Here is a 25,559-nt window from a genome sequence, read left to right on the forward strand (position 1 = left end):
TTGAGTGAATAATTAATTGTCACGGGCTTCAACCTCCACTTGCCTTCTGACTCGCATATTTCCTAACTCGCAAATGGCTTCGCTGATAATTCGATATTGAGTTTGCGTTCCTACTGAGTAGCTAAAACATTCTAAGGTGACACGGCAACCACTAAAGCCCAGGCTCGCGGGCGGCGTCCAAGCAGGAGTAGTAACTGCATCGCAATTACTGACACCACCCGCTAAGGGGAATAACCTAGCTAACGCCGCATCGGCGCCACTGTTCGCCGTCGCTAATGCTCTGGTACCTAATACTTCTTGGTTAACACTGTCATCAGCATCACTGACAATATTAATCAGCGCTGCTGCCAATAAGAACATCACAGTGATCACAAAAATACTCATGACTAAGGCGCTGCCCCGCTGTTTTAGCGGCAAAGCGGAGTGAAGTTTGTTGGTTAAACGACCTCTATTAAGGGACATTGATCACCTGCACTTGGTGGCGATATTGAAAAGTTTCCCCAAGCACGCGAAACCTAGGCTGCAATTGCACTATGGCATTAGTCATTAAGCTTGAAGGTGTCAGAGATAGAGGTAAGTCTGCATTAATACTGAGTTCATTAATGATGTTTTGCCCCATTAAGGAACGCACCCGAGTAACAGGCATAGTATTGGGGTTGGGTTGAGTCTGCTGTAGACCATAGGCCGAATAGCGATACAAATCGCCGGGTACACCTGCCACTAATTGCTCGAAACAGTAACTCACGGCTTGGCTGGCAAAGTACACCCTCTGCCTGGGGGATGCCTGTTCAAAACGCACTTGAGTGGCAAAACCTAAGGTTAAGGCATCTGCTAATACAGCCACACTCGCGAGCTGAAAGCGCTTTGCCTCGCTGACGTCATAAACCTCTGTGTCAGTTAAGGGATAAATCAAGGCCCATTGGCCTGCACTTATCTGGCTATTATCAGGATCATCAATAATCACAGTGCCAGTATTCGCCGCTGGTGTATCCGGGGCTATCGGCATCGTTAAGTAAGAAGTACTGGCTTCAATGGGCACAAACTCTAGGCATTGCCAGTTGTCATTATTACTGAGGCGCACACTGTTAGGCACGGCGCCTCTTAGTTCTCGGGTCATGCGTTCTATAGCATAGCGGCTCTGACCTAGCACTTGATCCACCGAAGATGACTCAACAAAAATACGGGTGCCAAAAATAATAAAGCCACTAACGCCAATCACCATCACCCCTAAAATTAAGATAACGGTGACCAATTCAACCAAGGTGAATCCTGTTGTGCGACTTCGCATCAGTAATTACTCCTCAAGGCTTGGTAAGTGATCACTTCGCCATCTGGAGTAGTCACATTGACAGTTACTAACTTAGTATTAGCCGCAGCGCCTAAAACAACACTCACTGCGAGGCGATAGTTAGGGTAAAAGTCGTTATAGCTTTGGCTTGAGTTAAGCATTAAATTGGTTTCGCTTAACCCATGGTAATCATCGACATCGTTAAACTGCTCACGGGTTTCTGTACCATCAGGTCCAAACTCAGTTTCAAGGCTACAGGGCAAGCCTAATGGACTACCACATGCTGGTACACCGCCGTTGGCATTAGTATTTTGATCATAACGCTTGCCCCAAATCTCATTTAAGATACCGTGGGCAAGTTCAGCCGAGCGCACTCTATGCAAGGTTTTTGCGGCCCTGTCCGCCTGTGGAAACAACATGCTGGTCATCATGACAATGGCAATACTCATGACTAGCATACCCACCACCAGCTCCATCAAGGTAAAACCGCCTTGATTGCCTGTTGCGGCTTTTGCTTGCGCTGTACCTCTTCCTTTGATGGACTTAGTTCTCATACATGTAGCCTTCGGCGGAAATGGCAATCACTAAGCTCTCATCAGCAACAGTTTGAATGCAGTTGTTATTGGCGTTGCAATTGAGTTGCGGCCGGCCATTAATATCAAAATCTATGTTAAAGCTATCACTATTTGTGTCTAGTAGCACCAGCCGCGCGCCACCAGCCAAGAGCTGCGGATCATCGACACGGGCTATGGCCCCGCCGCAAGTGGGCCCAGTTCGATTAGCAAAATGAGTTAATTGGTATTGGTTTGGCGTTATTTGCAGGCGATAGCATCTGTCAGTGTTGTTTAGGGCCAGTTGTTGTACCAGCCTAAGCTCGGCTAAAAACTCACTGCGTAAACTGTAGGCACTGTAAGATGTGGGGCCAATAAAGCGCGGCAAGGCAGTGACAGCTAAAATTCCAATTAAAATTATGGTTGTGACCAGCTCCACCAAGGTAAAACCTGAATGCTGTGTCATTGAAAATCCCACTTTAGCTGCGTTATTCGTCAAGTTAACCATGTCCTTAATCGGGAAATACTGACTTTTAGTGTCTTATAACTGTTTGAGTATGGCAAATTATTCTGTTCTACAATCATGTACTTTGCCATCAATAGGCAAAAAAAAAGCCTGCGATGCAGGCTTTAAATTTAGATACGCTTAACAGCCAGTTGTCACAGATAGATAAACTGGATCTAGGGTATTGGTAGCCCTAGTGTATTGTAAATAACATGCACTGGCTGCTGCCGGGTTTGCCGTTCTACTTTGAGGTATAAGTCTGAAAGTAGCATCGTTAATTCGTCTTACGCCCCAATCACTTGTTACTGTGGTCGTATTGTCGGTTAGTTGTTGAAAATCAATATCGAGAGCTGCTTCTATGTTTGTTTCAATATCCGCAACAGAAGCCCCAGAAGTAATATAACCATAAGCGATAGAAACTGTTGTTGTACCGCCAACATTAACTGTGGACGTTGCAAGGGTATTAGTGCCTGCAATGATTGACTTAGAGTGAATTATGCTATTAGCACCTTTTAATGCGCCTTCTAATCCATCTAATGCCGCAATACGCGCATCACCTTGTAGATTCATAAACTTAGGCGCTGCTGTGACAGCAAGAATACCTAAAATAATGATCACTACGACTAATTCGATCAGGGTAAAACCTTGTTGTCTTTTCATCTATCTAACCTTATTGATAAGCAAAATGGGGTATTTTTTAAAGCCTTGAGTCTAGGTAAGCCAAGTCACACTTTAGACTGCCTTTAAACTTGTAACAGATAAGAACATACTTTAATTCTCTTTTCAATCACAAGCTTAATGCACCTAAGCTTAAGGTGTGAAAGGCGTCTGAGTAAAGCTTAATACTTGACCTGTACCAGGGTTATAAGTCAAGCCTTTGGCATTAGAGGTGGTTAAGTCCGGTGGTGGTAAGGCAACTCCAGACGATTCATCCAGGATCAGCGATGCCACCTGGTGATAGACACATAAATCCAGCCCTGTGACTGTAGTGCCATCGATAGCGGTTGAAGAACCACCGACACCATTGAGCATACGTACTGTATAACGCTGGTTGCGAGCATCTAAGGTATACAGCACGTTACGGGGGGCACTTTGCAGCACGCTATTAAACACTTGCTGGCAACTGGCATCGGACATGCTGGTCACGTCGGTATTAGTACTGCCTGTCGGGAAACCAAAACGAGTATCTAGAGAGATACGCGTCCCATCGAGGATCACCGAATTATTACGCCTGCCGTCCACTTCCCATTGGGCGCGAACAAAACCCACTGCCGTTGCTAAACCACCAGCAACCCCATCGACGCTGGCATTTTCAGCATCATCGGTGACGTTTAAGAAACGCGGAATGGCGGTCGCCGCGAGTAGGCCAAGGATAACGATAACTATGACCAACTCAATCAAAGAAAAACCTTGTTGTTTCAATTTCATACTCACTCACCTTGCTGTGATATTAGCAGTAATACTCTCTAGGCTATCAGCCTGAAGAACACCTAAACCTTGTTATGAACTTTTACATTTAAAAATTTGATATTTATTTTTTATATTAGCAGTTTAATCCCTTTTAAAAAGCGATAGCTAGGATTAATTCTCGCCTGCACGCCAAAACACGACTTCACCTGTGGTTTGTTGATAAGTTAATGCCGAACCATCCAGGGCAGTATAACGACAACTTTGGCTGTTTCCTTGATAAGCCGCGATAATGTTAAGCTCAGTTAAATTACTGCCTAAAAGCTGTAACCACAGGCGTTCACAACCTAGATAATCTAAATTCCGCAGTTGCGGCCAACCCGCGGTGCTCATCAACACAGACGCGCCATCTTGGGCTTGCAGAGACGCTGGCACAGCATTGACCTCGCTAGCATGCCACTCTTGCCATTCTAACTTGATGCTGTGAGGACGCCCAGAAGACAACCATTGACTGCGGATCATAGGCAAGGTGGTGATAAGTCGCCTGTGCTCCAAGGCTAAACTTTGGCTACGAACCTCCTCGACCCCATTGAAATAGCGCCAGCCTAAAAATCCTAAGATAATTAACACCAAGACTAAGGTCACCATACGACCATAGAGTCCTAGCATTTCACCCTCTGCCTGTTGCTGGCTATGCATAGACATGCCTTAATGGTCTTAGACTTATCATACTAGCCCCCTTTAGCGGCATTGAGCATGTCCCACATGGGCAAATAAATCCCCAAGGCCAGAATTAACACAATACAAGCAACAAAGCCTATCAATATGGGCTCGAGTTTGGCGGTCAAATTTTTCAGATCGTAATCCACTTCACCTTCATAAAAGTCGGCAGCATCATTTAATAACTGATCGATTTGTCCCGTCTCTTCCCCCACGGCCACCATTTGCAGCACTAAGGGGGTAAACAGTTGACTCTGATTTGACACCCTTAACATAGACTCACCGGACTCTATGCCGCGCCGCATGCCGACGATGGCATCATGCATATAGGCGTTATCTACCGCATCGGCCACCAGACTCAAGGCCTGAGTCATGGGAACGCCGGCGCTGAGCATCATAGAAAAACTGCGGCAATAGCGCGCTAAGGTAGAACGTTCAATAATCGAACCGACAGCGGGAATGCTCAACTTCCATCTATCCCACTTTTTCTCACCTTCCGCCGTGCTGTGCCAATAACGAATGCCGAAGAATACCCCAAAAGTGCCAAGCAGCATGGCAGGCCAATAATTGACGAAGGCGCTGGAGGTACCTATGAGCAGCTTAGTGGCCCAAGGGAGTTCGGCGCCAAAGCGAGAAAACATATCGGCAAATTTAGGAATAACCATGATATTAAGAATAACCATGGCAATAACTATCGCCCCCAATACAAACATGGGGTAGCGCATCGCCGATTTTATTCGCCTGCGGGTCTCCTGCTCGCGCTCGATATAACTTGATAGCTGAATAAACACATCTTCAAGCTTACCTGTGTTTTCTCCCACATGGATCATGGACACAAAGAGGGCATCGAACACCTTAGGATATTGATTCATCGCCGAAGATAAGGGCCGACCTGCCGTTAATTGTTCTAATATATCTTCCAAGGCCTCTTTCATCACCTTAGAGTGAGTCGACTCAGACAGACCAGCAATAGCACGCAGAATAGGAATGCCAGAGCGGGTCAGTGAATACATTTGCCTTGTAAAAATTTGCAGCTCATCTAAAGACACCCCTGGAGTAAATAAGCCCCCAAGGCTAAAGGAGTGCCGCTGCTTCACTTCTTTTAGTTCAAGGGGAATGATCCCCCGAGACATCAAGGTATCGGCGGCGCTACTTTCGCTAGTCGATTCAAGCTCGGCGCTGACAGCTTGCCCCTGGGCATTGCGACCTCGATATTGATAGATGGGCATGCTTATCCCTCAATGCCTTGCTGGCTAATAATGTCCTCAGATAATGGGACTTTTGACTCGCTCATGTCTTCAATGAGCTTGGCCACTTCTTCTATGCTAGTCACGCCTTGATCTAAATAGGCCATGGCAGAATCGGCTAACGGAATAAAATTAGGGCTTTTCAGGGCGGCGCGAGCAAACTGCTGCGGATCTCCTGAGCGCATGGCATCCACCATGACATCGTCAAGCTCTAAAATCTCAAACACCCCCACTCGGCCACGATAACCTGAACCATTACAGCTTTGACAACCTGAGCCTATCTTAAGATTGGCGGGGTTAATTTTAATCTTGCTGGTTTTCTCAAGCCATACCAAATCTTGAGCACTTGGATGATAATCTTTAACACAATTAGCGCACACTTTACGCACCAAACGCTGGGCGATAATTACTCGCAGTGCACTGGCGACTAAGTAACTTGCTGCTCCCATGTCCAGCAAGCGTAGCGCACTGGTGACGGCATCATTGGTATGCAAGGTCGATAACACAAAGTGACCGGTTAATGCGCCCCTTAGGCCTATCTCTACCGTTTCCCTGTCGCGCATCTCGCCCACCATGATGATGTCGGGATCTTGGCGTAAGGTGGTGCGCAGTACGTTGGAGAAATCTAGGCCTATCTTATGATTGACTTGAACCTGGTTTATCCTAGGCAATTGATATTCCACCGGATCTTCAACTGTGATAATTTTGCGGTCTGCCGTGTTCAGCTCGCTCAAGATACCGTATAGGGTGGTGGTTTTACCGCTACCCGTGGGACCTGTCACCAACAACATGCCATGGGGGCGTTTTATCTGATGCTTAACCCTTGCCAAAATATTGGCCGGCATACCGGTTTCATTTAAGGTTAATAGGCCAGCGGATTGATCCAGTAGACGCATCACCACAGATTCGCCATGGTAGATGGGCATAGTCGACATACGAATATCGATTTTGTGGCCTTTAACTTCAATGCGAAAACGGCCATCTTGAGGTAAGCGTTTCTCCGAGATATCAAGGCCTGCCATCAGCTTAAGGCGCAGCACCAGGGCAGAGGCAATATTAACCTCATTGAGCAAGGTTTCATGCAGCTGACCATCGATACGCTGACGAATACGCAGTACTTTCTCACCAGGTTCAATATGAATATCCGAGGCACGCATCTGCACCGCATCTTCAAATATGGACTGTAATAGTTTAACCACTGTGGTTTCATTATCACTGTCGCCCTCTGTGAGGCTGGCAAGATCAAACATATCATCGGCGGCATATTCTTCTTCCAGCTTTCCGGCGATTTCTGCAATTTGATCTGTGCGGCGATAGAGGTTATCGAAGGCATCCAGAAGCTGCTGCTCAGGCGCTACAGCAAGCCGTAACTGCCTAGGTGCTACCAATACTTCAATGTTATCTATGGCCTGTAAGTCGGCCGGATCACTCATGGCGACGAGCACACTGTCGTCATCGCTCTCGATAACTAAGGCGCGAAAACGTCTGGCTTGTACTTCAGGCAGCAGGGCAACGGTATCGGCACTGATGGTCTTACTGCGAATATCCAAATATGGCAGATTAAGCTGTTGAGATAAAAACTGCAGCAATTGCTCTTCTGTGATGCACTTGAGATCGATTAAGGTTCGCCCCAATTTACGCCCAGATGAACGCTGCTCCCCAAGGGCCTGCTGTAATTGTGCATCGGATATGATCTGCTCTTGAACCAGTAAATCCCCAAGACGCATCTTTAACTTAGGTTTCATCGACGCTCTCCTAATTCTTTCAATCTGTTTTCGATAAATGTTCTAGCCGATGATGATAATCCTGCCCGCTGCATAGCCGTGAGGTAGGATTGGCGTGCGAGAGAGTATTGCTGCTGCGAATCCTGTGCATAGGCAAGCCCCATCCACCATAACCCTTTATCTGCGTCCACTAAGGTGAGTGCAGTAAAAGCTTTCGCTGCAATAGCAAACTCACCTAGCTTCTGGGCAATATCACCTTGCGCTGCCCACTTGTCTTTGGCCCATATTCCTTGATCTGGAATGGTATCTAAGGTCGCTAAGGCCATTGATAGAGCGCCACCGCCCTGTTGCAATTTGGCTTTAAGTAACAGCCATTGCCAAGGCTCGGGATTGCTGCTGATAGCTTGCTCCACTAACGCCATCGCCTGACTGAGCTCTCCTTGGGCATAATACAAACCAAGCAGCTTCTTACGGGCCTCAGTTTGTTCGGGAACCAAGGCTAATACTTGTAAATAATCCCGTTTCGCCTCGGCAAAACGCCCCTTGTTTTCAGCAGTCTCGGCCTTTATCATCAGCTTATTTGCCCTTTGCTGGAGCGTGAGCACCACTTCGGTTACTGCCATGTTACCTTGAGCTGGCGGTACTGCATCAAGCTCGGCATCAGCATCAGAAACAACTGGAACCGCAGCACTGTCACCGGCCACTGCAAGTGATGCGGACTGCTGAGGTATGAGCTTGTGCGTCATAGGTTCTACTGCTATTGGCTCTGGTGTGATGGGTTTGGACGCTTTTGACACTGATGCTATTGGTTCAGGTGTGATTGGCTCTGGCGTGATAGTTTGCGACTGCTTGAGCACAATTTTAGCAAGCGCGGGCTTTGAGTCGGTGCGCATGTCAATCTGCTGCTCAACACTGCCTTCAGCAGCAATCATTGCTACGGCCACCTCTTGATTGACCACATCCTTGGCGGGTTCAGCCACAACCATATTGGCGGCGCTGATTACTGGTTGAGACAATTGTTGGGGGTCTTGGCCTTGAGTTCCTTGGTCTTGAAAACCTTGGTTTTGATACAGCTGCCACACACCCGCCACCATAGCCAAGCTGACCACTAAGCTCACTAAAGTAAGCGCTACCTTGCTGGGCTTGTTTTTGAACGATTGTTGGGACTTAAATTGCAGTTCGGGTCGAACAAAATCAGCCCCCTCTGGCTTATCGATGGCGATTGACGCTGGCTGACGCTTATCTAAATCTTGCAGCACTTGATTGATAAGACTCATAACAGATAACCCCAAGTTTGTGCCGTAGCGACAGCCGTCACCATTAAAAGAGCAAGTATCACGCCAACGCCCCAACCAGTGACAGGGCTTTCAGGCAGAAGCTGTGCATCCTGAGTATCGGCAATCGCTGCGATACAATGGCGGCTCAACACCTTAGCTTCTCCTTGGCTGTAACATAACAGCAAGCACTTGTGGGCGAGGATATTAATCAATCTTGGTATTCCCCTTGAAGCTTGGGTGAGCATTTTAATGTCTTTATCACTAAATAACGCATCGCCTTGATAGCCTGCGACGGCCAATCTGTGCTGGATGTAAGCTTGAACTTCATCCCACATTAATGGCCGCAGGCAATAACTAAAGCTAATCCTTTGCCTTAACTGACGAAATTGATGGGTTTGCAGCCGCTCATCAAGCTCTGGCTGACCAAAAAGAACCAGCTGAATGAGTTTACGTTGCTCAGACTCCAGATTGGTGAGCAATCGTAGGGCTTCTAGACTCTCATCCGGTAGTGCTTGGGCTTCATCCACCACCAAGACCACTTGTTTCCCACCTAGGCTTAATGCCAATAAACGCTTGGTTATCCAGTGAGTTAATTGCCGCTGATCTAACCCTGTCTGACATTTAAGCCCCAACTCGCAAGCAAGCGCCCAACGCAGCTCATCTGGGGTCAAATAAGGATTGGGTAGATAAGCGCTTTGATACTGTTTAGGTAGGCTATTTAGTAACTTGCGACACACTAAGGTCTTGCCTGTGCCCACCTCACCTGTGACCTTGATAAAGCCTTCGCCCCCTTCCAGAGCAACTTGCAACACTTGCAGCGCCTCAACATGGGGGATTAGGCCGAAAAAGAATCCAGTATTAGGGGTTAAGCCAAAAGGCAGTTGTGATAAACCAAAGTGCGCCAAATACATGGGGATTCAGCCTACTCGCTTTTGGGATACCAAAGATCCAGCAAATCTTTAGAACGCTTAAGCTCTTCTCTCCAGGTATCAACGCCTACCACAGTGGGCTTTAACATTATGATAAGCTCAGTCTTTTTCATTTGTTTCGAACGGTTAGTAAAGATTTCACCTAACAGAGGGATATCCCCCAACAAGGGCACTTTTGAGACCATTTCCACATTATCACTCTTCATCAGACCACCGATAATCACCACATCACCCGAGGCGGCGCGAATAACAGTATCAGATTCTCGGATTTCACTTTGCGCTAAGGGTAACTCTGACGATGAGCCATTAATTTGAATGTCTTTTATCTGTTCAGTGACCTTAATCACCGAAGGATGAACATGCAGCAACACATTACCCTCACTATCGATTTGTGGGGTCACATCTAAGGCTATGCCTGAGAAGAAGGGAGTCAATTCCACTTCAGGAGTCGTAATGGGGTTGGTGCCCGTCACTGTGGTTGAAGACACCTTAGTGACAAAGTACTCATCATTGCCCACCTTGATCACCGCTTTTTGATTATTGGAGGCCGTGACTCTGGGGCTTGAGAGTACGTCTACGTCCCCTTGGGTATCCAGTAAGCTTATCATGGTACTAAAATCGGTATTCTTGACACTCAGCGAAGTGACTCCACCGAGGACACTGGTAATACTGTTTGAAAGATTAGGGCCCTTGGCTGTGCCAAATTCGATATTTGTGCTATCGATATGACCTAAGACATTGTCCCATTGAATGCCTTGCTGATAGCCATCTGACAAGGTCACTTCGACAATTTTAGCCTCTAAAATGACTTGTCTTTGTAGATGAGTCTCTGCTGTTTCTAAGAAAGTGCGCACTTGCCTAATTTCATTGGGGTAGGCTCTGACTGTCACTAACCCCGCCTGAGGCGTGACCACCACTTGCCTGCCGCCATTGGTACTGCCCACAATGGAGACTAAGGTTTGTTGCAATTCGCCCCAAAAATCAGATTTAGTCACAGAGCGAATAAAGGTGCCATTAGACTGCTCAGAGCCGCTGCTGCTTGAGCCGCCACTGCCACTGTTACTGGAGCCAGAACCAGAACTTGAATTGGAGTTTGAGTTGGAATTATTGTTGCCATCTGAAACTCGGCCAGAGCTTACAGAAGTCAAAGATAGGCCTTCTCGCTCCATATATAAGTAATTTAATGGGAAGGTCTCGGTGCGCATGCCCGCAGGGAAAATACGCAAAATTCGCCCTTCACGGCTGACTTCATAGCCATAAAGGTCTTCAACAACCGCAATCACTTCTGAAAGCGTCACGCCTTTAAGGGACAAAGATAAACTGCCTTGCACCTCAGGGTGAACGGCCACACTAAAAGGCGTGCCCGTCACTAAGCTTGGGAAAAAGACTTTCGCATCGACGTTATTTGCTGCCACATCGAAGCGTTTTTCTTGGGGTAATAATGCCGGCGGTAAAATGCCGGCGCCGCTGAACTCGTTTTGCACATTACCAGGCATAGCCGCAGGGGGAGGGGTAACCTTAGCACTGGTTTGCAATGACTCATTGAGTGAGGCCTTGCTGGCTTTAGGATCGGGTCTATCTGTGGTTTGGCAAGCCAGTAAGCACAGGGATAGCAGCGGAGTTAAGTAGCGAATTGCTGTCATGTTATTATTATCCTATCACTCTGTTATCACTTGAAATAAAGTCAATTTTTTACCATCTGAAAAGGTGACATCCTTGTGGCCAATATGCACCAACTTAAGCCCTTCGATACGCTCTCCCACCTTAAGAATTTGATTATTAATCACGGCGTAGTTTTCACTGCCTTTAATAATGCTGCTAAGCACTAACCCAGATTGCGCCGCCTGACTGCCCGCAGCCACGACTTGGCCCGCTGGTAAGGTTGGATCACGTAAGACCTGACCATTGACGCTTGGAGTCATCAGCAGCAAAGCTGCTCCTATGCTCAAGTTGACGCTTGCCTTAGTCATGTTTAGCAACACTGATAAAGTCCTTATTAATGCTTAAGGTATAAAGCTCAAGTTCAATACTCGCCTTAGGGTGGCTAGCCACTTGATAATCGAGGCGTTTCCAATAGAGCTTATCTGGCATGGCTTCAACCGCCTTGACGAAGTTTAAGAAGGAAAAATAATCCCCTTCTAGGGTCAACTTGATGCCATGGCTGTATAAATTCAACTTGTTAACTTCTTCTGAGCCTAACAGAGCCTGAGGTGGCAGCGAGCTAAAGCCTAGCAGGGTTAACCCTTTTACCTGACTTAAGAGTTGTGCCAAGACCGCTGGCATATAATCCGCTGGGATCATATCCACCATTTGTTCGCTAAGTTCGGCATCCACAAATATCAGCTGTTGCTCTAGCATGGCAAGGCGCTGCTTATAATCGGCATCGGGATCTAAACTCAAGCCTTGTTGATACACAGCAATAGACTGAGACGCCATTTGATTGGAATGATGCAGCTCCTTTAAGTGCTGCGCCCTTTGCTGGTTATCCAACAACATAGGTTCAAGTAGCATAAAACAGCTAAATACGACTAACACTAAGCTCGCAAACCCGACCAAAACACGTTCACGCTGGCTTAATTCATTAAATTTGCTGGCTAACGCTTGCCACTGCTGCTTCATTTGGCCTCCCTGTTATCAGAACCGACCAATTTACTGCTAAGTTTAAAGGCTAAGGGTAACCCTTCCCCCCTGTCTAAGGTCATGGATGAAAATGCATAACCTGTTAAGATCTGACTGGATTTTAAACGCTCAATCCACTGGGGTATGTTCTGAGGTGCTTGGCCGAAACCTTCAAATTCATAGACACCTTCACGCACTGAAATACGGCTTAACCAGATGCTAGAGTCACTGACCGAGGCTAATTCAGTTAGCAGCTGGGAATAGCCTGGATTAACCACGGCATTGCGTTGTAATAATTCACCTTTTAGCCCTTGCTTTAAGCTCAATCTTTGCTCGGCTAATTGCAATTTATCCACCAGCGCTTGGCTGGGTTTACGGGCGGCAATTTCAAGCTCTAAGCGAGCTTTTTCGTCATTAAGTTCATCGGCTTGACTCTGGGCAAGGTAAATCTGGTCCATTAGCTTCTGTGACTCCCAAGAGAGCAAAGCCACGGCCAACAAACTTAGCAGCACAGTTGCCGCCAGTGCCAAGCTTAGCCGAGTAAAAGTCAGCCTTAATTTTGCGGGCAGTAAACTTGCAGAATACAGATTAACCCGTGACTTCATCAATTCAGTCTCCTTGCCTGCTCTGCCAAAGCAAATTTGGCTAACTGGATATCCATGCTGGCATGGGCCACGGCGGTGACTTTTTGGTTGAAGTTTGCCGACAATAACTGAGCCAACATTTGGCTTTCACCGTCCATGAGTAGCTCAATAGCCGCCACAGGAGCCTGCCTAAGTTGGCTTTCGAAATAATCCATAGAGCGCTGAATTTCAAGGCTTAAGTTATCCGCTAGGCCCATTTTAATTTCGTCACTCTGGGCCAAATGTAACTTGGTAAAGCCGCGCACACGGCGCTGCATCAACAGCTCACCGTCTTTCAAGACAGTTAATAATAATTCTTTATCGGGTAAGTGATTGACCACCAGATGTGCAAGAGAGTCGTTTAAGGACAAATTACTAAAAGCCAGCTCCTCTATACTTATCCCCTTGATGGTCAGGGCATTGTCCTCACAGGCTTTAGCTATTTGGCTGAGGAAGGTTTTGGAAGCGACCACCACATTGACTTTACCGACTACGGCTTTGGATTCAAAATAATCCAAATGAATGTTGGTCACAGGCTCAGAGACCATGTCTTTGACTGACCATAGCAATGCTTGGGTTAATTCATCATCTGCCACATTGGGTTTATCCGCAGTCACCAATTGATAGTACTGATTCGCCAGCACAATTTCTAATTTCGCGGCACCGAACTGGTGATATATCGCGGAAAAAGCCTTATGCCAATCCCCGTCCGAACACGGGAACGTCTGACTTTTTTCAACTTCATTGCCCTGCTCAGCTTGATAAACACATAGACTGGATTGGGTGATAAACACCCCTAAGGTCAGATCCGTTTTGCTGGTTTTCCAGAAAGAAAGTTTTCTCAAAAATCCTTCCACCATTCCAAGTTCCTGTTCCATATACTCTGCAAATCGATCGCAGCTCAGGCAAAATGCCTCTAAAACAGCCGACAGAGCCAGCAGAGTTTAGTCCCATAATAACCACTAATCTTTTAATTTTATAGAAAAATATCACCGTTTTTACCAGTGAATTTACTATAACATCTTTGCTCTATTTAGAAACATTCACAGTGTAATTAGCTTCTTGTACTTCACCGAGAAATTCACCTTGTGCGGCGCTCACACCTAAAATCTTTAAGGTTTGCCATTCTTCGAAGCTTGTTACTCCCTCGGCAAACACTTGCACTTCGGCGCGGTATAAACCGCCAATAAAGCTTCTTATAAATAATTGATTTTCTGAGCGTAAATGGATTTTTCGAATGATAGATTTATGCAACTTCACAAAATCAAAATCACATTCTTGGATATAATGTGTACCCACCACTTGTTGTCCTACGTGGTCGACACACAGTTTAGCGCCCATTTTTTTCAACATGTCTAAATGTGTGGTCAACTTGCTCTGGTGTTTAACAATAATATCTTCTGATATTTCAAAAATAAGCCGGGTGGCTAAAGGCCTGTGCTCTAATAATAGAGTCTTGAGCCAGCGCATAAAGGCGCGGCTAGTAAGAGAGTCTAAGCTTAAGTTCACACTGTAATTAGCTTGGCTTTGGGGCATTAAGGTAAAAAATACTCGCTCCAGCAGCTGCCGCTCAATTTGCGGCATCAGGCCGCACTTATTGGCCATGGGGATAAATAAGGTCGCGCGCACATCCTTGCCTTGATTATCACGAATACGGCTGAAGACCTCATGGTGATGTAGCGTATTATCGCTATCAAACACCCCTTGAGAAAAACTTATCACCCGCTTATTGAGTAAGCTTGATTCCAAGAAACTTCGCCAGCGCACCGAGCCTTTGGCAATCTCTTCATCCACCGCGCCCTTATCATACATAAACCAATTATTGCTTCTTTGTAACTGCGCGGCTTTAAGCGCCATATCGGCTTCTTCGAGCAATTGCTGTTGATTATCCCCAGCCCGATAAAAGGCGGCCCCTAAGTGGACGAAATTATCTTGATTAGGAAAATCTTTACCCGCCTGACTGATGCAAATTTTTAGCAATTTATTGGCCAGTGAGTCCGCCTCAGTTAACGACAGCTGAGGCACCACTATGGCGAACTGCTGAAAACTTCTGCGGCTAAAAATACTGTCCACATGCTCAGTTAAGGCCTGGTTCACACTGTTAACCAACTGGGTTAAGAAATCCGCAATAAACTGATCGCCTTTTTCTTGTTGAGCTATGTCCAGATCGGCAAAGTCAATAAGGTACATAGCCCCATGGGAAATCATCTGCTGATCTTGGCTGAGTCCATCGAGACGATTCACGAAAAATAGCTGATTACCTATGCGGGTTTGAGGGTCGAGAAACACATTGGAGCGAATAAATTTATCAAATCGGCCACGCTCTCGCTGAGCATCTTGTAACTGCTCCAACAAACGAGTCAGGGCACGATTGATAAGCCTAGGTTTGCCGCTGCCGGCACTGGCTAAGGCTTGCTCAAGCTTACCATCTAAGATGAGATGACTGCGCATCGCAAGCTCCTCGACCCCATCAAGCTCTTGGGCAAACCAGCGCTGACCGTAGAAGACGAGGGCAAAAATAGCGGCAAAACCTATCAATAACACCCAGTACTCTTGCCAACTTAACGCGTGTAAATAAAATGGCGCCACCAGCACAAGCTCCATACGCCAATGCCCGTCTAAGGCCTGTTTGTAGCGTACCCCCTGTTGCAGATTGGCACCATTATTGTAACTGTACCTAAGCTTATCGCCCTCAAATAAGCGAAACTCCACAGTGTGATAATTAGCCAAGAGCTGCGGTAACCAATGGGCCAACTGTGCTTGAGAACGCCCTTGTTCGTCATCTCGCTGTACTTGGTTAATGGCCGCGTTTTCTAAGTGGCTAAAGTGCTGCACTTGTTGGGTCATTAAGGTATTAAAATCTTTCACCTGTTGCTGCTGAAACTTGTAGGTGAGTTGAATAAAACTGATGCCGGCGCAAAGTAAAAATACACAGGCAACCGCCATCAGCGACAGTAGCCAAAAGCTAGTCAGTTTTTTTGTAAGAATTTTAGTGAGCTTCATCTCGCGGCTATCCTGGGGAATCTTATTCTTGTTATGGGTGCCTAAAGTGAGACTAACATATTGAACAATCCAATGAATACCATCTAACAGCAAAAAAGGAGCCTAGGCTCCTTTCAATTTATCTCACAGACTTTACAGCCGGCTTAATAATTTGGCATGTTTGTCAGCCGCGCAACCCCTGAATCTATTGCCGCTTGCGCCACTGCACGAGCCACATTGGGCAGCAGTCTAGGATCCATAGGCTTTGGCAGCACATATTCGGCGCCAAAACTTAATGAACTGACGTTAGGGTATGCTGCAAGCACGCTGTCAGGCACAGACTCTTTAGCGAGCTTGGCTATGGCATAAACGGCGGCAAGCTTCATTTCATCATTAATGCACGACGCTCTCACGTCTAAGGCGCCGCGGAAAATAAACGGGAAACACAATACGTTATTCACTTGATTGGGGTAATCACTGCGACCCGTGCCCATGATGAGATCTTTACGGATAGCGTGGGCAAGTTCAGGTTTAATCTCAGGGTCGGGATTCGAACAGGCAAATACCACAGGATTGGGCGCCATTAACGCAATATCCTCACCGGTAAGCAAGTCAGCACCGGATACACCTAAGAATACATCGGCATCCTTAATCACATCTTGCAAGGTGCGCTTATCGGTATTGTTGGCAAATAGCGCCTTATACTCGTTTAAGTCATCGCGGCGAGTGTGTATAACCCCTTGCCTGTCGAGCATATAGATATTTTCACGCAGCGCGCCACACTTAACTAACATGCTCATACAAGCAATTGCCGCAGCCCCTGCACCTAAACAGACAAAAATCGCCGTTTCAATTTTTTTATTTTGAATTTCTAATGCGTTAATCATGCCCGCTGCGGTCACTATGGCCGTACCATGCTGATCGTCATGAAACACAGGTACATTACAGCGAGCAATAAGCTCACGTTCTATCTCAAAACACTCAGGCGCCTTAATGTCTTCAAGGTTAATGCCGCCAAAGGTATCGGCAATGGCTTCGACCGTGTTGATAAAGCTTTCTGTGGTCAAGTGCTTAACTTGGATATCCGTGGAATCAATATTGGCGAAATGCTTGAACAATAATGACTTACCTTCCATCACAGGTTTAGAGGCCAAGGGGCCAAGATTGCCTAAACCTAAAATGGCGGTGCCATTAGTGATAACCGCAACCGTGTTGCCTTTATTGGTGTAACGGTAGGCGTCATCTGGATTGGCAGCGATTTCTCTCACGGGCTCTGCAACCCCTGGGCTATAAGCTAAGGCGAGATCATGGCTAGTTTGCGCAGGCTTAGTCAGGCAAACCGCTGTTTTACCTGGTACGGGGAATTCATGATAGTCGAGGGCTTGTTGACGAATATCTGACATTTTAACATCCTGAAATGCAGCAATTAATATGAGGGAAGTCTTAATATATAGCCAGTGCAAGCCAAGCTTGCTACTGAGGGCCTTTAAGATACGCTAAACATCGGGCTTTATAAATCAAAAAATCAATAAAACCCACTGGTCACATTTGTTTAATAGTGCTGGCCTTAGCTTAGCAAAGGCTGCTATGCATCACATTAGAAATCAAACACTTAAAGGATGTAGTTTTATAACAAGATCCGACCGTGAAAATGACAGTTTTGTTTGAATACTGGCTGGAAATGTTGTTTAAATAACAAGATATTGACTTTGATGGCCAAAATATAACTCTGCCGAATGGGCTCACAGCCTTATCAAAAAAAATCCAACAAAAAAGGCGCCCTAGGCGCCTTTTCTATGCAGAAGTAATGATTACTTCTTGCCAAGTATACCGAAACGCTTGTTGAACTTGTCGATACGACCACCAGTGTCAACAACTTTCTGAGTACCAGTGTAGAATGGGTGACATGCACCACATACGTCCAAATGCAAGCTCTTACCAGCAGTTGAATTTACTTTGATGATGTTGCCACAAGTACAAGTTGCGGTGATTTCTGCGTACGTTGGGTGAATACCTGGTTTCATTTTGGGATACCTTAATTGAAGGCCATGTCGCTCTTCCAACCCGAAGTCGGACACCACATGAAGTTAATAACTGAGTGTTTTAGGCGCGCAATAATACAGTAAGCCCCCATGGCAAACAAGTAGAATTTATCAGCGATAGCGCCAAGTCTGGCCAAGCGGTTGCGCCTAGCGCTAACCCTTAGCAATCCCATCAGTTCCCTTGCGCTTTACGCTTATTCTCTTTGACTAACTGGGCTTTAGCTAATTGGATTTCAAACTTAAGGATATCTATGTCTTTATCCAAATATTGACTTAACTCAGTACGTGTCGGGCAAATCAGCTCGGCATCCACCATCAAACGTTGAATATCGCCGCCGGCAAATGCCTGGGGATTGCTATTATAGATGGCTAGCATGGCACCATATATATTCACTCGCCAACTGGGAGCGTAATGGTTAGCAATGCGCCAAAGCGTCTGCCCCGCCTCATAGGGTAAGCGGCAAATGCCTTGACTCCCAGGGGCTTGAGCCTCAGGAGCTGGGTTAACTTTGCTTGCCTCTACCGCAGGCTTATCTGAGGATGCTGTGTTCATTTCAATAGTGGGTTCAGGGGTTTGGGTCTTCACCGCCTTGGCCTTGACGTCTTTGACACTATTGCTGGCGAAACGGCTGACAGATGAGGCGGGATTTTGTGCCGCCTGAGCCTTCACACCGGCAATACTTTGGCTAATGGCTTTTGATTGCACTAAGGTGGCACTCTTTTCTGAATGAGGCGAATCGAACAAGGGCAGCTCAAGATAAGTATTCCAGTTGCCTCTGCGATATCTTTGCACTATTAATTTCGCTTGCTTATCCGTCACCTCTTCGGTGCCTGTCACCATCAAGAGATAGTTATTAATGGGCCTAACCATCAGCTGTTCTTGTTGTTTATCGCTGCCGTGCATTTGCTGCACATAAAAGGCCAATTTAGAGACTTCATTCTTGTCCGCCACCAGATTCACTTTTAATTGCGGATGTTGTCCTAACTCAGATTGACGACTATTGATACTGACATGGTCGACATTGGCCTCAACGGGTAGAAGGTATAGACAGGTATAAACTAGAAATAAGGTGTTAAATATAAATCCTTTATGCATCTATCTCGTCCTATTGATTAGTTATTCTTATAAGTTGCAATTCAAGCCGTGCTATTTAGCACACAGCGGCCTCTATTTATAACCTAGGGCATTAAGGTTACACTGACACAAAATTCACCACGAAATCATTTTATGCCTGTGTTTGTTGAACTCGCCTTACCCGTCCCCATGCGACAAAATTTTACCTATCGCGTGCCAGAGACAATAAAACAAACACTGCACATCGGCCTTAGAGTCAAGGTGTCTTTTGGGCGTCAGCAATTAATTGGACTTATCACGGCGATAAGTGATGAGTGCTCATTGCCTGCCACGCAAATTAAATCCATTAGCGCCATTTTAGACCATGAGCCTATATTACCTACAGCACTTTATAAATTAACCCTTTGGGCAGCAAGATATTATTTCACCAGCCAAGGGCAAATGCTCAGTCAGGCACTGCCGGTTGCTTTGCGAAAAGGCGCAGACACGCAAGGGCAAGACATCACCCGCTTTGAACTCACAGACTCAGGTAAACAACTCGAACCCATCAGTTTAAAACGTGCCCCTGCCCAAAAAAAGTTGCTGGAAATACTGCAACAAGCGCCAAGCCTAGGCCTGAACCAAGATGAATTTACTGCCTTAGGGCTCAGTAAGCCAGCCTTAACAGCCCTTGAGACCAAGGGCTGGTTGCAGCGAGTCCAAGTGCAATTGAACGTCGATTTAAGCTGGCGTGAGGCGCTAAATCTAGGTGAAGCGCCCCATAAGCTTAATAAACAGCAAGCTGTAGCCGTGGCTGTACTCACCCAGCAAACGGGCTTTGCCTGCACCTTACTGGAGGGCATCACAGGCTCTGGTAAGACAGAAGTGTACTTGGCTATGATAGAAACTCAGCTTAAGCAGGGTAAACAAGCCTTAGTGCTAGTGCCTGAAATCGGTTTGACGCCGCAAACCATTAGTCGCTTTAAGCGCCGTTTTAAGGTGGATGTGGCGGTTATCCATTCAGGCCTGACTGACAATCAAAGATTAGATGCCTGGCGCATGGCCCGCTGCGGTCAAGCCGCCATCATCATAGGCACCCGCTCGGCGCTGTTTACCCCCATGGCTTATCCTGGGGTTATCATCTTAGATGAAGAACATGATGCCAGCTTTAAGCAGCAAGAAGGGGTGCGTTATCACGCCCGTGACTTAGCCGTGATGCGGGGCCAGTTGGAGAATATCCCGGTCATTTTAGGCACGGCGACCCCCTCACTGGAGAGCTTGCAAAATGCCTTAAGTGGCCGTTACAGCCATTTGGAACTGGGCGAGCGCGCCGGTGCGGCGCAAAAAGTAAAACAAGGCATCATAGACATTCGCAGCCAACCGCTAAAATCAGGCATGTCGACGTCCTTAATCAACGAGATGCGCATGCACTTGGATGCCGGCAATCAAGTATTGTTGTTCCTGAATAGGCGCGGCTTTGCTCCCGCGCTCTTGTGCCATGAATGCGGCCATTTACATGAATGCGACCGCTGCGATGCCTATTTTACCTTGCACCAAGGCCTTAATGAGATTTGCTGTCACCATTGTGGTAATCAATACGCCATCCCTAAACAGTGCCACAGCTGCGGCAGTAGCATGCTTATGGGTCACGGCATAGGCACAGAGCAATTAGAAAAAGCCCTAGAGAAAGAATTTCCCCAGCACAAAGTGGTGCGCATCGACAGAGACACCACTCGCCGCAAAGGCTCGCTTGAAAAACAACTGGCAGGCATTCATAAGGGGGAGTACAAGATCTTAGTCGGCACCCAGATGCTGGCCAAGGGCCATCACTTCCCCGATGTCACCTTAGTGGGGCTTTTAGATGTGGATGGCGCGCTATTCAGCGCAGATTTTAGGGCCCCAGAGCGCTTTGGCCAGCTCTATACCCAAGTCTCTGGCCGCGCGGGCCGCGCCGACAAGCCTGGTAAGGTATTGCTGCAAACCCGTCAGAGTGAGAACGTCATCTTGAGGGATTTATTGCGCCAAGGGTACGGTGACTTTGCCCGTGGCCAACTCAAAGAGCGCCAGCTGGCGCTATTGCCACCGGCCTGGAACATGGTGCTATTACGGGCCGATGCTCACCTCGCCGAAGATGCGGATAACTTCCTCAGGCAAGTGGCTAAATTATTGCCCCAAGATAATGAATTTGAAGTGATTGGCCCCATGCCAGCGCCACTGGATAGAAAAGCGGGACGCTATCGCCGCCAGCTTATTTTCCAAGCCAAACACAGACAAAGACTGCAACAAGAATTTGAGCTGGCGCTGCCTCAGATAGAAGCCCTGCCAGAAGGACGCCGCTGCCGCTGGAGTATTGACCGGGATCCACAAGATTTAATGTAAAAAAACCGATAAAAACCCAGTTCGCCATAGCTATTAGGTCTATAAAACGGCTAAAATACGCGGTTCGTCGACATCATTCCTTTAATAAGTTAGTGCTAACAAACGCCCATGAAATCACATATTGAATCTTTATTAGAACAAACTATCGAATCCTTTAAAAATCAAGGTATTGTGCCAGCCGATTTTCAAGCTCGCATCCAGGTCGATCGCACTAAAGATAAAACCCATGGGGATCTAGCCACTAATTTAGCCATGATGCTCACCAAGGTTGCCGGTAAAAATCCCCGGGAACTGGCGCAGCTTATCATAGACAATTTGCCGCCTTCGTCACACGTGGCCAAGGTTGAAATTGCCGGCCCAGGTTTTATTAACTTTTTCATCGATGACAACGCCTTAGCCACGCAGTTAGAGCAAGCCCTCAACGACGAACATTTTGGCATCACCTTGCCCGAGCCACAAACCATAGTGGTAGATTATTCCTCGCCAAACCTTGCCAAGGAAATGCACGTCGGCCATTTACGCTCCACCATTATCGGTGACAGTGTGGTGCGCGCCTTAGAATTTTTAGGTCACAAGGTCATACGTCAAAACCACGTGGGTGACTGGGGCACCCAGTTTGGTATGCTGCTGGCCTACATGGAAGAGCTGCGCGCCGCCAATGGCGAACAAGCCCAATTAGAATTATCCGATTTGGAAACCTTTTATCGCGCCGCCAAATTGCGTTTCGATGAGTCCACTGACTTTGCCACCCGTGCACGTCAACTCGTGGTTGCCCTGCAATCCGGTGATGAATATTGCAATAAACTGTGGCAAGAATTTAACGACATTTCCCTCAGCCATTGCCATGACGTTTACGAGCGTTTAGGGGTGAGCTTAACCCGCGCCGATGTTCACGGTGAAAGTGCCTACAATGCCGATCTTGAGCAAGTGGTTAAAGATTTAGATGCCAAAGGCTTACTCAGCGAGAGTAATGGCGCCAAAGTGGTGTTCCAAGAAGCGTTTCGCACCAAGGAAGGCGAGCCACTGCCTGTCATTATTCAAAAGGCCGATGGCGGCTACTTGTATGCCACTTCAGATTTAGCGGCTATGCGTTACCGCTCTAAAGTACTGAAAGCCGATCGCGCCTTGTACTTTGTGGATTTACGCCAAGCATTGCATTTCCAACAAGTATTTAGCCTGGCAAAACTGGCAAAATTTGTACGTAAAGACATGCAGTTAGAGCACAATGGTTTTGGCACCATGAACGGTGAAGATGGTCGTCCGTTTAAGACTCGCTCTGGTGGTGTGGTTAAGTTAGTCGACTTACTCGATGAAGCCAACAATCGCGCCTTAGAGCTAGTGCGCAGCAAGAATCCAGACATGGATGAAGCCACCTTGACTGAAATCGCCCGCGTGGTCGGCATAAGCTCAGTGAAATACGCTGATTTGTCGAAGAACCGCACCAGTGATTACATCTTCAGTTTCGAGCAAATGCTAAGCTTTGAAGGCAATACCGCGCCTTACTTGCTGTACGCTTACACTCGCGTCGCGGGCATTTTCAAGCGCGCCGAAGACATAGATTTAACTGATGCCAAGATAGTGTTAGAGCACGATAAGGAAAAGGAGCTGGCCACCAAGCTCGCCCAATTTGGTGAGACACTGTACAAGATGACCGACAAGGCGCAGCCGAATATGCTGTGTAACTATTTGTATGAGTTAGCAGGCGCCTTCTCAAGTTTCTACGAAGCCTGCCCAGTACTGGCAGCCGATACCCCAGCACAACAAGGCAGCCGTTTATTGCTGGCAAAACTCACGGCCAACACCCTTAACAAGGGACTTTCACTCCTTGGTATTGAAACCTTAGAGCGGATGTAACCATGAGCCGCGACTACGCAAACCGCAAACCCGGTGGCGCCAAAGCGCGCCAGTCTAAGAAAAAGTCAACTCAAGGGGCAAATGTGCCCTTTGTGCCGTTAGTCTTGGTAATACTGCTGCTAGCTGGCTTTGGTTATTTTCTTTGGAGCATCAATGGCAGCGCGGGTGATACGCCTGCAGCCACTAAAGCCCCAAAAGCGAGCGCGGCCCAAACTAAAACCACAGAAAAAATCACAGAAAAAGCCAAACCTAAGAAAGACCCCAATGCCCTGCCGCCTAAGCCGACAGAGGAATGGACTTATCTTAAAGAGCTTGAAAACAAGAGTGTCGAGGTGGATATCCCCGCCGACGCCATGGTGTCAGCAGGGCCTTATCAGATGCAGTGCGGCTCATTCAGGCAAGAGTCTCAGGCCAATCAAATGAAAGCCATGATCGCCTTCCAAGGCATCAATGCCGAAGTGCGTAAGTCTTCAGGCACTAACGGCATTTGGTATAAAGTGATCTTAGGCCCCTACGACAATAAGCGCGCCGCCGAACGCAACAAGCACACGCTGCAAAACGCCAAAATCAACGGCTGCCAAATCTGGCTGTGGCAGTAGACAGTCGCTGGAAAACCGCCGCGAGGCTAACAGCTAAAACAAAAAACGCCCAAGCTAAAACCCAAAAGCGCTAACCTCAGGTTAGCGTTTTTTATGCTGGGTAATTTTTATGCTAGGTAAATAGCCGCTTAAGCAAACAAGGCCGTTCATTCACCCTGATACCCCGCCGAACAAAGCTCGCCATGGTTCACCTTTTCAGTTTTTGTGGGCCCATTAGCCTTAAAAGATTACAGCCTATCTTTGCAATCGGGCTATATTTCCAGAACTCAAGCCAAACTCATTTGTAGACAAAACCTTGTTAGATTTTTAGCTCTAATTCGTGAGTTTGGGATTACTAAAAGTATGGAAAAATCCCATTGTTTGACCTATGTTTCTTGCTTCGGTTGATAATATTAACTATGAACAAATGAACTTTAAATTAACAATTTTCATTGTTATGCGCTTAGATCCTTGAATCTAGTTTGTACATATCTTTGATAGTCTTTATTGTCTAATATGCGATCACTTGAAGGGTTGAACCTTATGAAGAATTCTTTCTCATTATGTAAAACGGGAAATGGAGAGGGTTTTACTTCTACAATTAGAACAAACAAATTTCTACCAACTTCTTCAAGAGACCATTCAACCAAATTAGAAATCTTTGCACCTAAAGCGGCTTTAACAGTATCTTTGAATTTAAGGACGAATTTGTCTTGATTATAGCCTACATATGATAAGTCCTTTTCTAATCCAAGTATTTTCCCATTATCATCAACACCTACAAGTAAGGTTCCACCTTTTGAATTCAAAAAGGCTGAAATTGTCTTAGTGCATTGATATTTTAGTACTTTACTGCGCTCATCATTGTTAACATCATAATTAAATGATGACTTGAACTCGAGTTGTTTGCCCTCTTTTTCTTGAACAAGGTGAAGTATTTTTATGGCATTTGAACCGTACTTATCAATGTTAATACTAAGTATTTTATTAAGACGGCTCGCATCCGAATGACCTCCAGTAGCAAATATTGAGGCAGCATTGTCGACAACATCTTTTATCTCTTGAGAACCTAATGGATACTTTGAGCAAATGTTGCTTACCTTTCTAAAGCCCTTCACGCAAAGTTTATAGTAGTTTGGTACGCATTCTTCATAATGGCCGCCGCTGTCTATGTGCATTATCAGCGCATCAATATTCGCTTTGCTTCCATCAAGTAAAACATTAAGGCAAAGCCTAGAAGCATCATTAATCCAATTTTGTAGGGATACTGGAAAAAGTTTATCATAAGGAAGAACAATCGAACCTTTGATTGCCAAATATGCCTTATAAAAATGCGGATACTGATGAACATTTTCAGATATTGCAGCCCACATAAAACGTCTCTCGCGAATAGCAAGAAGTAACTTCCATTCACAGTAAAAAAAATGCAATTTGGGATTGGATAAGATTTGCTCAAATTCTGTTAGGAATCGTCTTGCACTCTCTGTTTCGAATGATGCCATCTTCATTACCTTTGTGCCTAAGCTACACTGCTAGTATTAAAAATATCAGTAAAACAAAAATCAAACAAAAATCTGGTCAGCCATTGTAGAACAATAACATAATCCAGTTTCGACATGTGCTCAAGTGCGATTGTGAGAGTTTGTTGCTAGAAAGCAGATATCGCAGGAGTGTAATTTACTCATCGACACACGTAAATACCTATATGGACACCTCACTTAATTCAAGCGATATTATTGAGCAACAGTGGGTAAAACTGCATACGTATATCCGGCCTGTT

General features: G+C 46.4%; 24 protein-coding genes. 3 read left to right on the forward strand and 21 right to left on the reverse strand.

The window, feature by feature from the left end; genetic code table 11:
* Positions 1–12: 12 nt before the first annotated feature.
* The 20 genes from SDEN_RS17330 to SDEN_RS19950 form a co-directional block, all read right to left on the reverse strand.
* Positions 13–462, reverse strand: coding sequence for a hypothetical protein (locus tag SDEN_RS17330; RefSeq protein ID WP_011497755.1), 450 nt, complete (start codon positions 460–462; stop codon positions 13–15).
* Entirely contained in the window at positions 452–1,288 is an 837-nt protein-coding gene (locus tag SDEN_RS17335; protein WP_011497756.1) for a PilW family protein, read from the reverse strand. Before SDEN_RS17335 ends, SDEN_RS17330 begins: the two co-directional genes overlap by 11 nt.
* Positions 1,288–1,842 carry a type IV pilus modification PilV family protein gene (locus tag SDEN_RS17340; RefSeq protein WP_011497757.1) on the reverse strand — a complete coding sequence of 185 codons (555 nt, stop codon included), beginning with the start codon at positions 1,840–1,842 and terminating at the stop codon, positions 1,288–1,290. Before SDEN_RS17340 ends, SDEN_RS17335 begins: the two co-directional genes overlap by 1 nt.
* Entirely contained in the window at positions 1,832–2,305 is a 474-nt protein-coding gene (locus SDEN_RS17345; protein WP_011497758.1) for a pilus assembly FimT family protein, read from the reverse strand. Before SDEN_RS17345 ends, SDEN_RS17340 begins: the two co-directional genes overlap by 11 nt.
* Positions 2,306–2,485: 180 nt before the next feature.
* Positions 2,486–3,004: a prepilin-type N-terminal cleavage/methylation domain-containing protein gene (locus SDEN_RS17350; RefSeq protein ID WP_011497759.1), complete on the reverse strand. Its 519-nt coding sequence runs from the start codon at positions 3,002–3,004 to the stop codon at positions 2,486–2,488.
* A 150-nt stretch (positions 3,005–3,154) separates the two neighbouring features.
* Entirely contained in the window at positions 3,155–3,772 is a 618-nt protein-coding gene (locus SDEN_RS17355; protein ID WP_011497760.1) for a pilin, read from the reverse strand.
* Between the two features lie 153 nt (positions 3,773–3,925).
* Positions 3,926–4,450 (reverse strand): hypothetical protein, encoded by a 525-nt coding sequence (locus SDEN_RS17360; RefSeq protein ID WP_041405878.1) that lies wholly within the window; start codon positions 4,448–4,450, stop codon positions 3,926–3,928.
* A 32-nt stretch (positions 4,451–4,482) separates the two neighbouring features.
* Positions 4,483–5,700 carry a type II secretion system F family protein gene (locus SDEN_RS17365; RefSeq protein WP_011497762.1) on the reverse strand — a complete coding sequence of 406 codons (1,218 nt, stop codon included), beginning with the start codon at positions 5,698–5,700 and terminating at the stop codon, positions 4,483–4,485.
* Between the two features lie 2 nt (positions 5,701–5,702).
* The gene (locus SDEN_RS17370) at positions 5,703–7,463 is read right to left on the reverse strand and encodes a GspE/PulE family protein (protein ID WP_011497763.1); all 1,761 of its coding nucleotides are present in this window, start codon (positions 7,461–7,463) and stop codon (positions 5,703–5,705) included.
* On the reverse strand, positions 7,460–8,719 hold the full coding sequence (locus SDEN_RS19945; RefSeq protein ID WP_011497764.1) for a tetratricopeptide repeat protein: 1,260 nt from the start codon (positions 8,717–8,719) through the stop codon (positions 7,460–7,462). The genes SDEN_RS17370 and SDEN_RS19945 overlap by 4 nt, the downstream gene beginning before the upstream one ends.
* Entirely contained in the window at positions 8,716–9,630 is a 915-nt protein-coding gene (locus SDEN_RS17380; RefSeq protein ID WP_011497765.1) for an ExeA family protein, read from the reverse strand. The genes SDEN_RS19945 and SDEN_RS17380 overlap by 4 nt, the downstream gene beginning before the upstream one ends.
* Before the next feature lie 11 nt (positions 9,631–9,641).
* The gene (mshL, locus tag SDEN_RS17385) at positions 9,642–11,291 is read right to left on the reverse strand and encodes a pilus (MSHA type) biogenesis protein MshL (RefSeq protein ID WP_011497766.1); all 1,650 of its coding nucleotides are present in this window, start codon (positions 11,289–11,291) and stop codon (positions 9,642–9,644) included.
* 15 nt (positions 11,292–11,306) lie between these two features.
* Entirely contained in the window at positions 11,307–11,630 is a 324-nt protein-coding gene (locus SDEN_RS17390; RefSeq protein ID WP_011497767.1) for a hypothetical protein, read from the reverse strand.
* A complete protein-coding gene (locus SDEN_RS17395) occupies positions 11,611–12,267 on the reverse strand; it encodes a hypothetical protein (protein ID WP_011497768.1) in 657 nt (218 codons plus the stop codon). Before SDEN_RS17395 ends, SDEN_RS17390 begins: the two co-directional genes overlap by 20 nt.
* Positions 12,264–12,872 carry a PilN domain-containing protein gene (locus SDEN_RS17400; protein ID WP_011497769.1) on the reverse strand — a complete coding sequence of 203 codons (609 nt, stop codon included), beginning with the start codon at positions 12,870–12,872 and terminating at the stop codon, positions 12,264–12,266. Before SDEN_RS17400 ends, SDEN_RS17395 begins: the two co-directional genes overlap by 4 nt.
* Positions 12,872–13,750, reverse strand: coding sequence for a hypothetical protein (locus SDEN_RS17405; protein WP_011497770.1), 879 nt, complete (start codon positions 13,748–13,750; stop codon positions 12,872–12,874). The genes SDEN_RS17400 and SDEN_RS17405 overlap by 1 nt, the downstream gene beginning before the upstream one ends.
* A 169-nt stretch (positions 13,751–13,919) precedes the next feature.
* Positions 13,920–15,893, reverse strand: a complete 1,974-nt coding sequence (csrD, locus tag SDEN_RS17410) for an RNase E specificity factor CsrD (protein WP_011497771.1) — start codon at positions 15,891–15,893, stop codon at positions 13,920–13,922.
* Positions 15,894–16,036: 143 nt separating this feature from the next.
* Positions 16,037–17,275, reverse strand: coding sequence for a malic enzyme-like NAD(P)-binding protein (locus SDEN_RS17415; RefSeq protein ID WP_011497772.1), 1,239 nt, complete (start codon positions 17,273–17,275; stop codon positions 16,037–16,039).
* A gap of 408 nt (positions 17,276–17,683) precedes the next feature.
* A complete protein-coding gene (rpmE, locus tag SDEN_RS17420; RefSeq protein WP_011497773.1) occupies positions 17,684–17,896 on the reverse strand; it encodes a 50S ribosomal protein L31 in 213 nt (70 codons plus the stop codon).
* Between the two features lie 190 nt (positions 17,897–18,086).
* Complete coding sequence (locus tag SDEN_RS19950) at positions 18,087–19,010, reverse strand: FimV/HubP family polar landmark protein (RefSeq protein WP_011497774.1); 924 nt, start codon at positions 19,008–19,010, stop codon at positions 18,087–18,089.
* A gap of 132 nt (positions 19,011–19,142) precedes the next feature.
* Between SDEN_RS19950 and priA the strand changes: the two genes are divergently transcribed.
* From priA to SDEN_RS17445, 3 genes are all read left to right on the forward strand, one after another.
* A complete protein-coding gene (gene priA, locus SDEN_RS17435; RefSeq protein WP_011497775.1) occupies positions 19,143–21,347 on the forward strand; it encodes a primosomal protein N' in 2,205 nt (734 codons plus the stop codon).
* Positions 21,348–21,455: 108 nt separating this feature from the next.
* Positions 21,456–23,201 carry an arginine--tRNA ligase gene (gene argS, locus SDEN_RS17440; protein ID WP_011497776.1) on the forward strand — a complete coding sequence of 582 codons (1,746 nt, stop codon included), beginning with the start codon at positions 21,456–21,458 and terminating at the stop codon, positions 23,199–23,201.
* Between the two features lie 2 nt (positions 23,202–23,203).
* Positions 23,204–23,800, forward strand: a complete 597-nt coding sequence (locus SDEN_RS17445; RefSeq protein ID WP_011497777.1) for an SPOR domain-containing protein — start codon at positions 23,204–23,206, stop codon at positions 23,798–23,800.
* A 434-nt stretch (positions 23,801–24,234) separates the two neighbouring features.
* On the opposite strand, the gene SDEN_RS17450 is transcribed toward SDEN_RS17445, so the two are convergent.
* Entirely contained in the window at positions 24,235–25,281 is a 1,047-nt protein-coding gene (locus tag SDEN_RS17450; protein WP_011497778.1) for an AlbA family DNA-binding domain-containing protein, read from the reverse strand.
* Positions 25,282–25,559 lie beyond the last annotated feature (278 nt).

This window comes from Shewanella denitrificans OS217 (assembly GCF_000013765.1).
Lineage (GTDB): Bacteria > Pseudomonadota > Gammaproteobacteria > Enterobacterales > Shewanellaceae > Shewanella > Shewanella denitrificans.

Excerpts from the sequence above, each read along its gene's own strand:
- SDEN_RS17330 (WP_011497755.1), bottom strand. The coding sequence starts at position 462 with ATGTCCCTTAATAGAGGTCGTTTAACCAACAAACTTCACTCCGCTTTG.
- SDEN_RS17335 (WP_011497756.1), bottom strand. The coding sequence starts at position 1,288 with ATGCGAAGTCGCACAACAGGATTCACCTTGGTTGAATTGGTCACCGTT.
- SDEN_RS17340 (WP_011497757.1), bottom strand. The coding sequence starts at position 1,842 with ATGAGAACTAAGTCCATCAAAGGAAGAGGTACAGCGCAAGCAAAAGCC.
- SDEN_RS17345 (WP_011497758.1), bottom strand. The coding sequence starts at position 2,305 with ATGACACAGCATTCAGGTTTTACCTTGGTGGAGCTGGTCACAACCATA.
- SDEN_RS17350 (WP_011497759.1), bottom strand. The coding sequence starts at position 3,004 with ATGAAAAGACAACAAGGTTTTACCCTGATCGAATTAGTCGTAGTGATC.
- SDEN_RS17355 (WP_011497760.1), bottom strand. The coding sequence starts at position 3,772 with ATGAAATTGAAACAACAAGGTTTTTCTTTGATTGAGTTGGTCATAGTT.
- SDEN_RS17360 (WP_041405878.1), bottom strand. The coding sequence starts at position 4,450 with ATGCATAGCCAGCAACAGGCAGAGGGTGAAATGCTAGGACTCTATGGT.
- SDEN_RS17365 (WP_011497762.1), bottom strand. The coding sequence starts at position 5,700 with ATGCCCATCTATCAATATCGAGGTCGCAATGCCCAGGGGCAAGCTGTC.
- SDEN_RS17370 (WP_011497763.1), bottom strand. The coding sequence starts at position 7,463 with ATGAAACCTAAGTTAAAGATGCGTCTTGGGGATTTACTGGTTCAAGAG.
- SDEN_RS19945 (WP_011497764.1), bottom strand. The coding sequence starts at position 8,719 with ATGAGTCTTATCAATCAAGTGCTGCAAGATTTAGATAAGCGTCAGCCA.
- SDEN_RS17380 (WP_011497765.1), bottom strand. The coding sequence starts at position 9,630 with ATGTATTTGGCGCACTTTGGTTTATCACAACTGCCTTTTGGCTTAACC.
- mshL (WP_011497766.1), bottom strand. The coding sequence starts at position 11,291 with ATGACAGCAATTCGCTACTTAACTCCGCTGCTATCCCTGTGCTTACTG.
- SDEN_RS17395 (WP_011497768.1), bottom strand. The coding sequence starts at position 12,267 with ATGAAGCAGCAGTGGCAAGCGTTAGCCAGCAAATTTAATGAATTAAGC.
- SDEN_RS17400 (WP_011497769.1), bottom strand. The coding sequence starts at position 12,872 with ATGAAGTCACGGGTTAATCTGTATTCTGCAAGTTTACTGCCCGCAAAA.
- SDEN_RS17405 (WP_011497770.1), bottom strand. The coding sequence starts at position 13,750 with ATGGTGGAAGGATTTTTGAGAAAACTTTCTTTCTGGAAAACCAGCAAA.
- csrD (WP_011497771.1), bottom strand. The coding sequence starts at position 15,893 with ATGAAGCTCACTAAAATTCTTACAAAAAAACTGACTAGCTTTTGGCTA.
- SDEN_RS17415 (WP_011497772.1), bottom strand. The coding sequence starts at position 17,275 with ATGTCAGATATTCGTCAACAAGCCCTCGACTATCATGAATTCCCCGTA.
- rpmE (WP_011497773.1), bottom strand. The coding sequence starts at position 17,896 with ATGAAACCAGGTATTCACCCAACGTACGCAGAAATCACCGCAACTTGT.
- SDEN_RS19950 (WP_011497774.1), bottom strand. The coding sequence starts at position 19,010 with ATGCATAAAGGATTTATATTTAACACCTTATTTCTAGTTTATACCTGT.
- priA (WP_011497775.1), top strand. The coding sequence starts at position 19,143 with ATGCCTGTGTTTGTTGAACTCGCCTTACCCGTCCCCATGCGACAAAAT.
- argS (WP_011497776.1), top strand. The coding sequence starts at position 21,456 with ATGAAATCACATATTGAATCTTTATTAGAACAAACTATCGAATCCTTT.
- SDEN_RS17445 (WP_011497777.1), top strand. The coding sequence starts at position 23,204 with ATGAGCCGCGACTACGCAAACCGCAAACCCGGTGGCGCCAAAGCGCGC.
- SDEN_RS17450 (WP_011497778.1), bottom strand. The coding sequence starts at position 25,281 with ATGGCATCATTCGAAACAGAGAGTGCAAGACGATTCCTAACAGAATTT.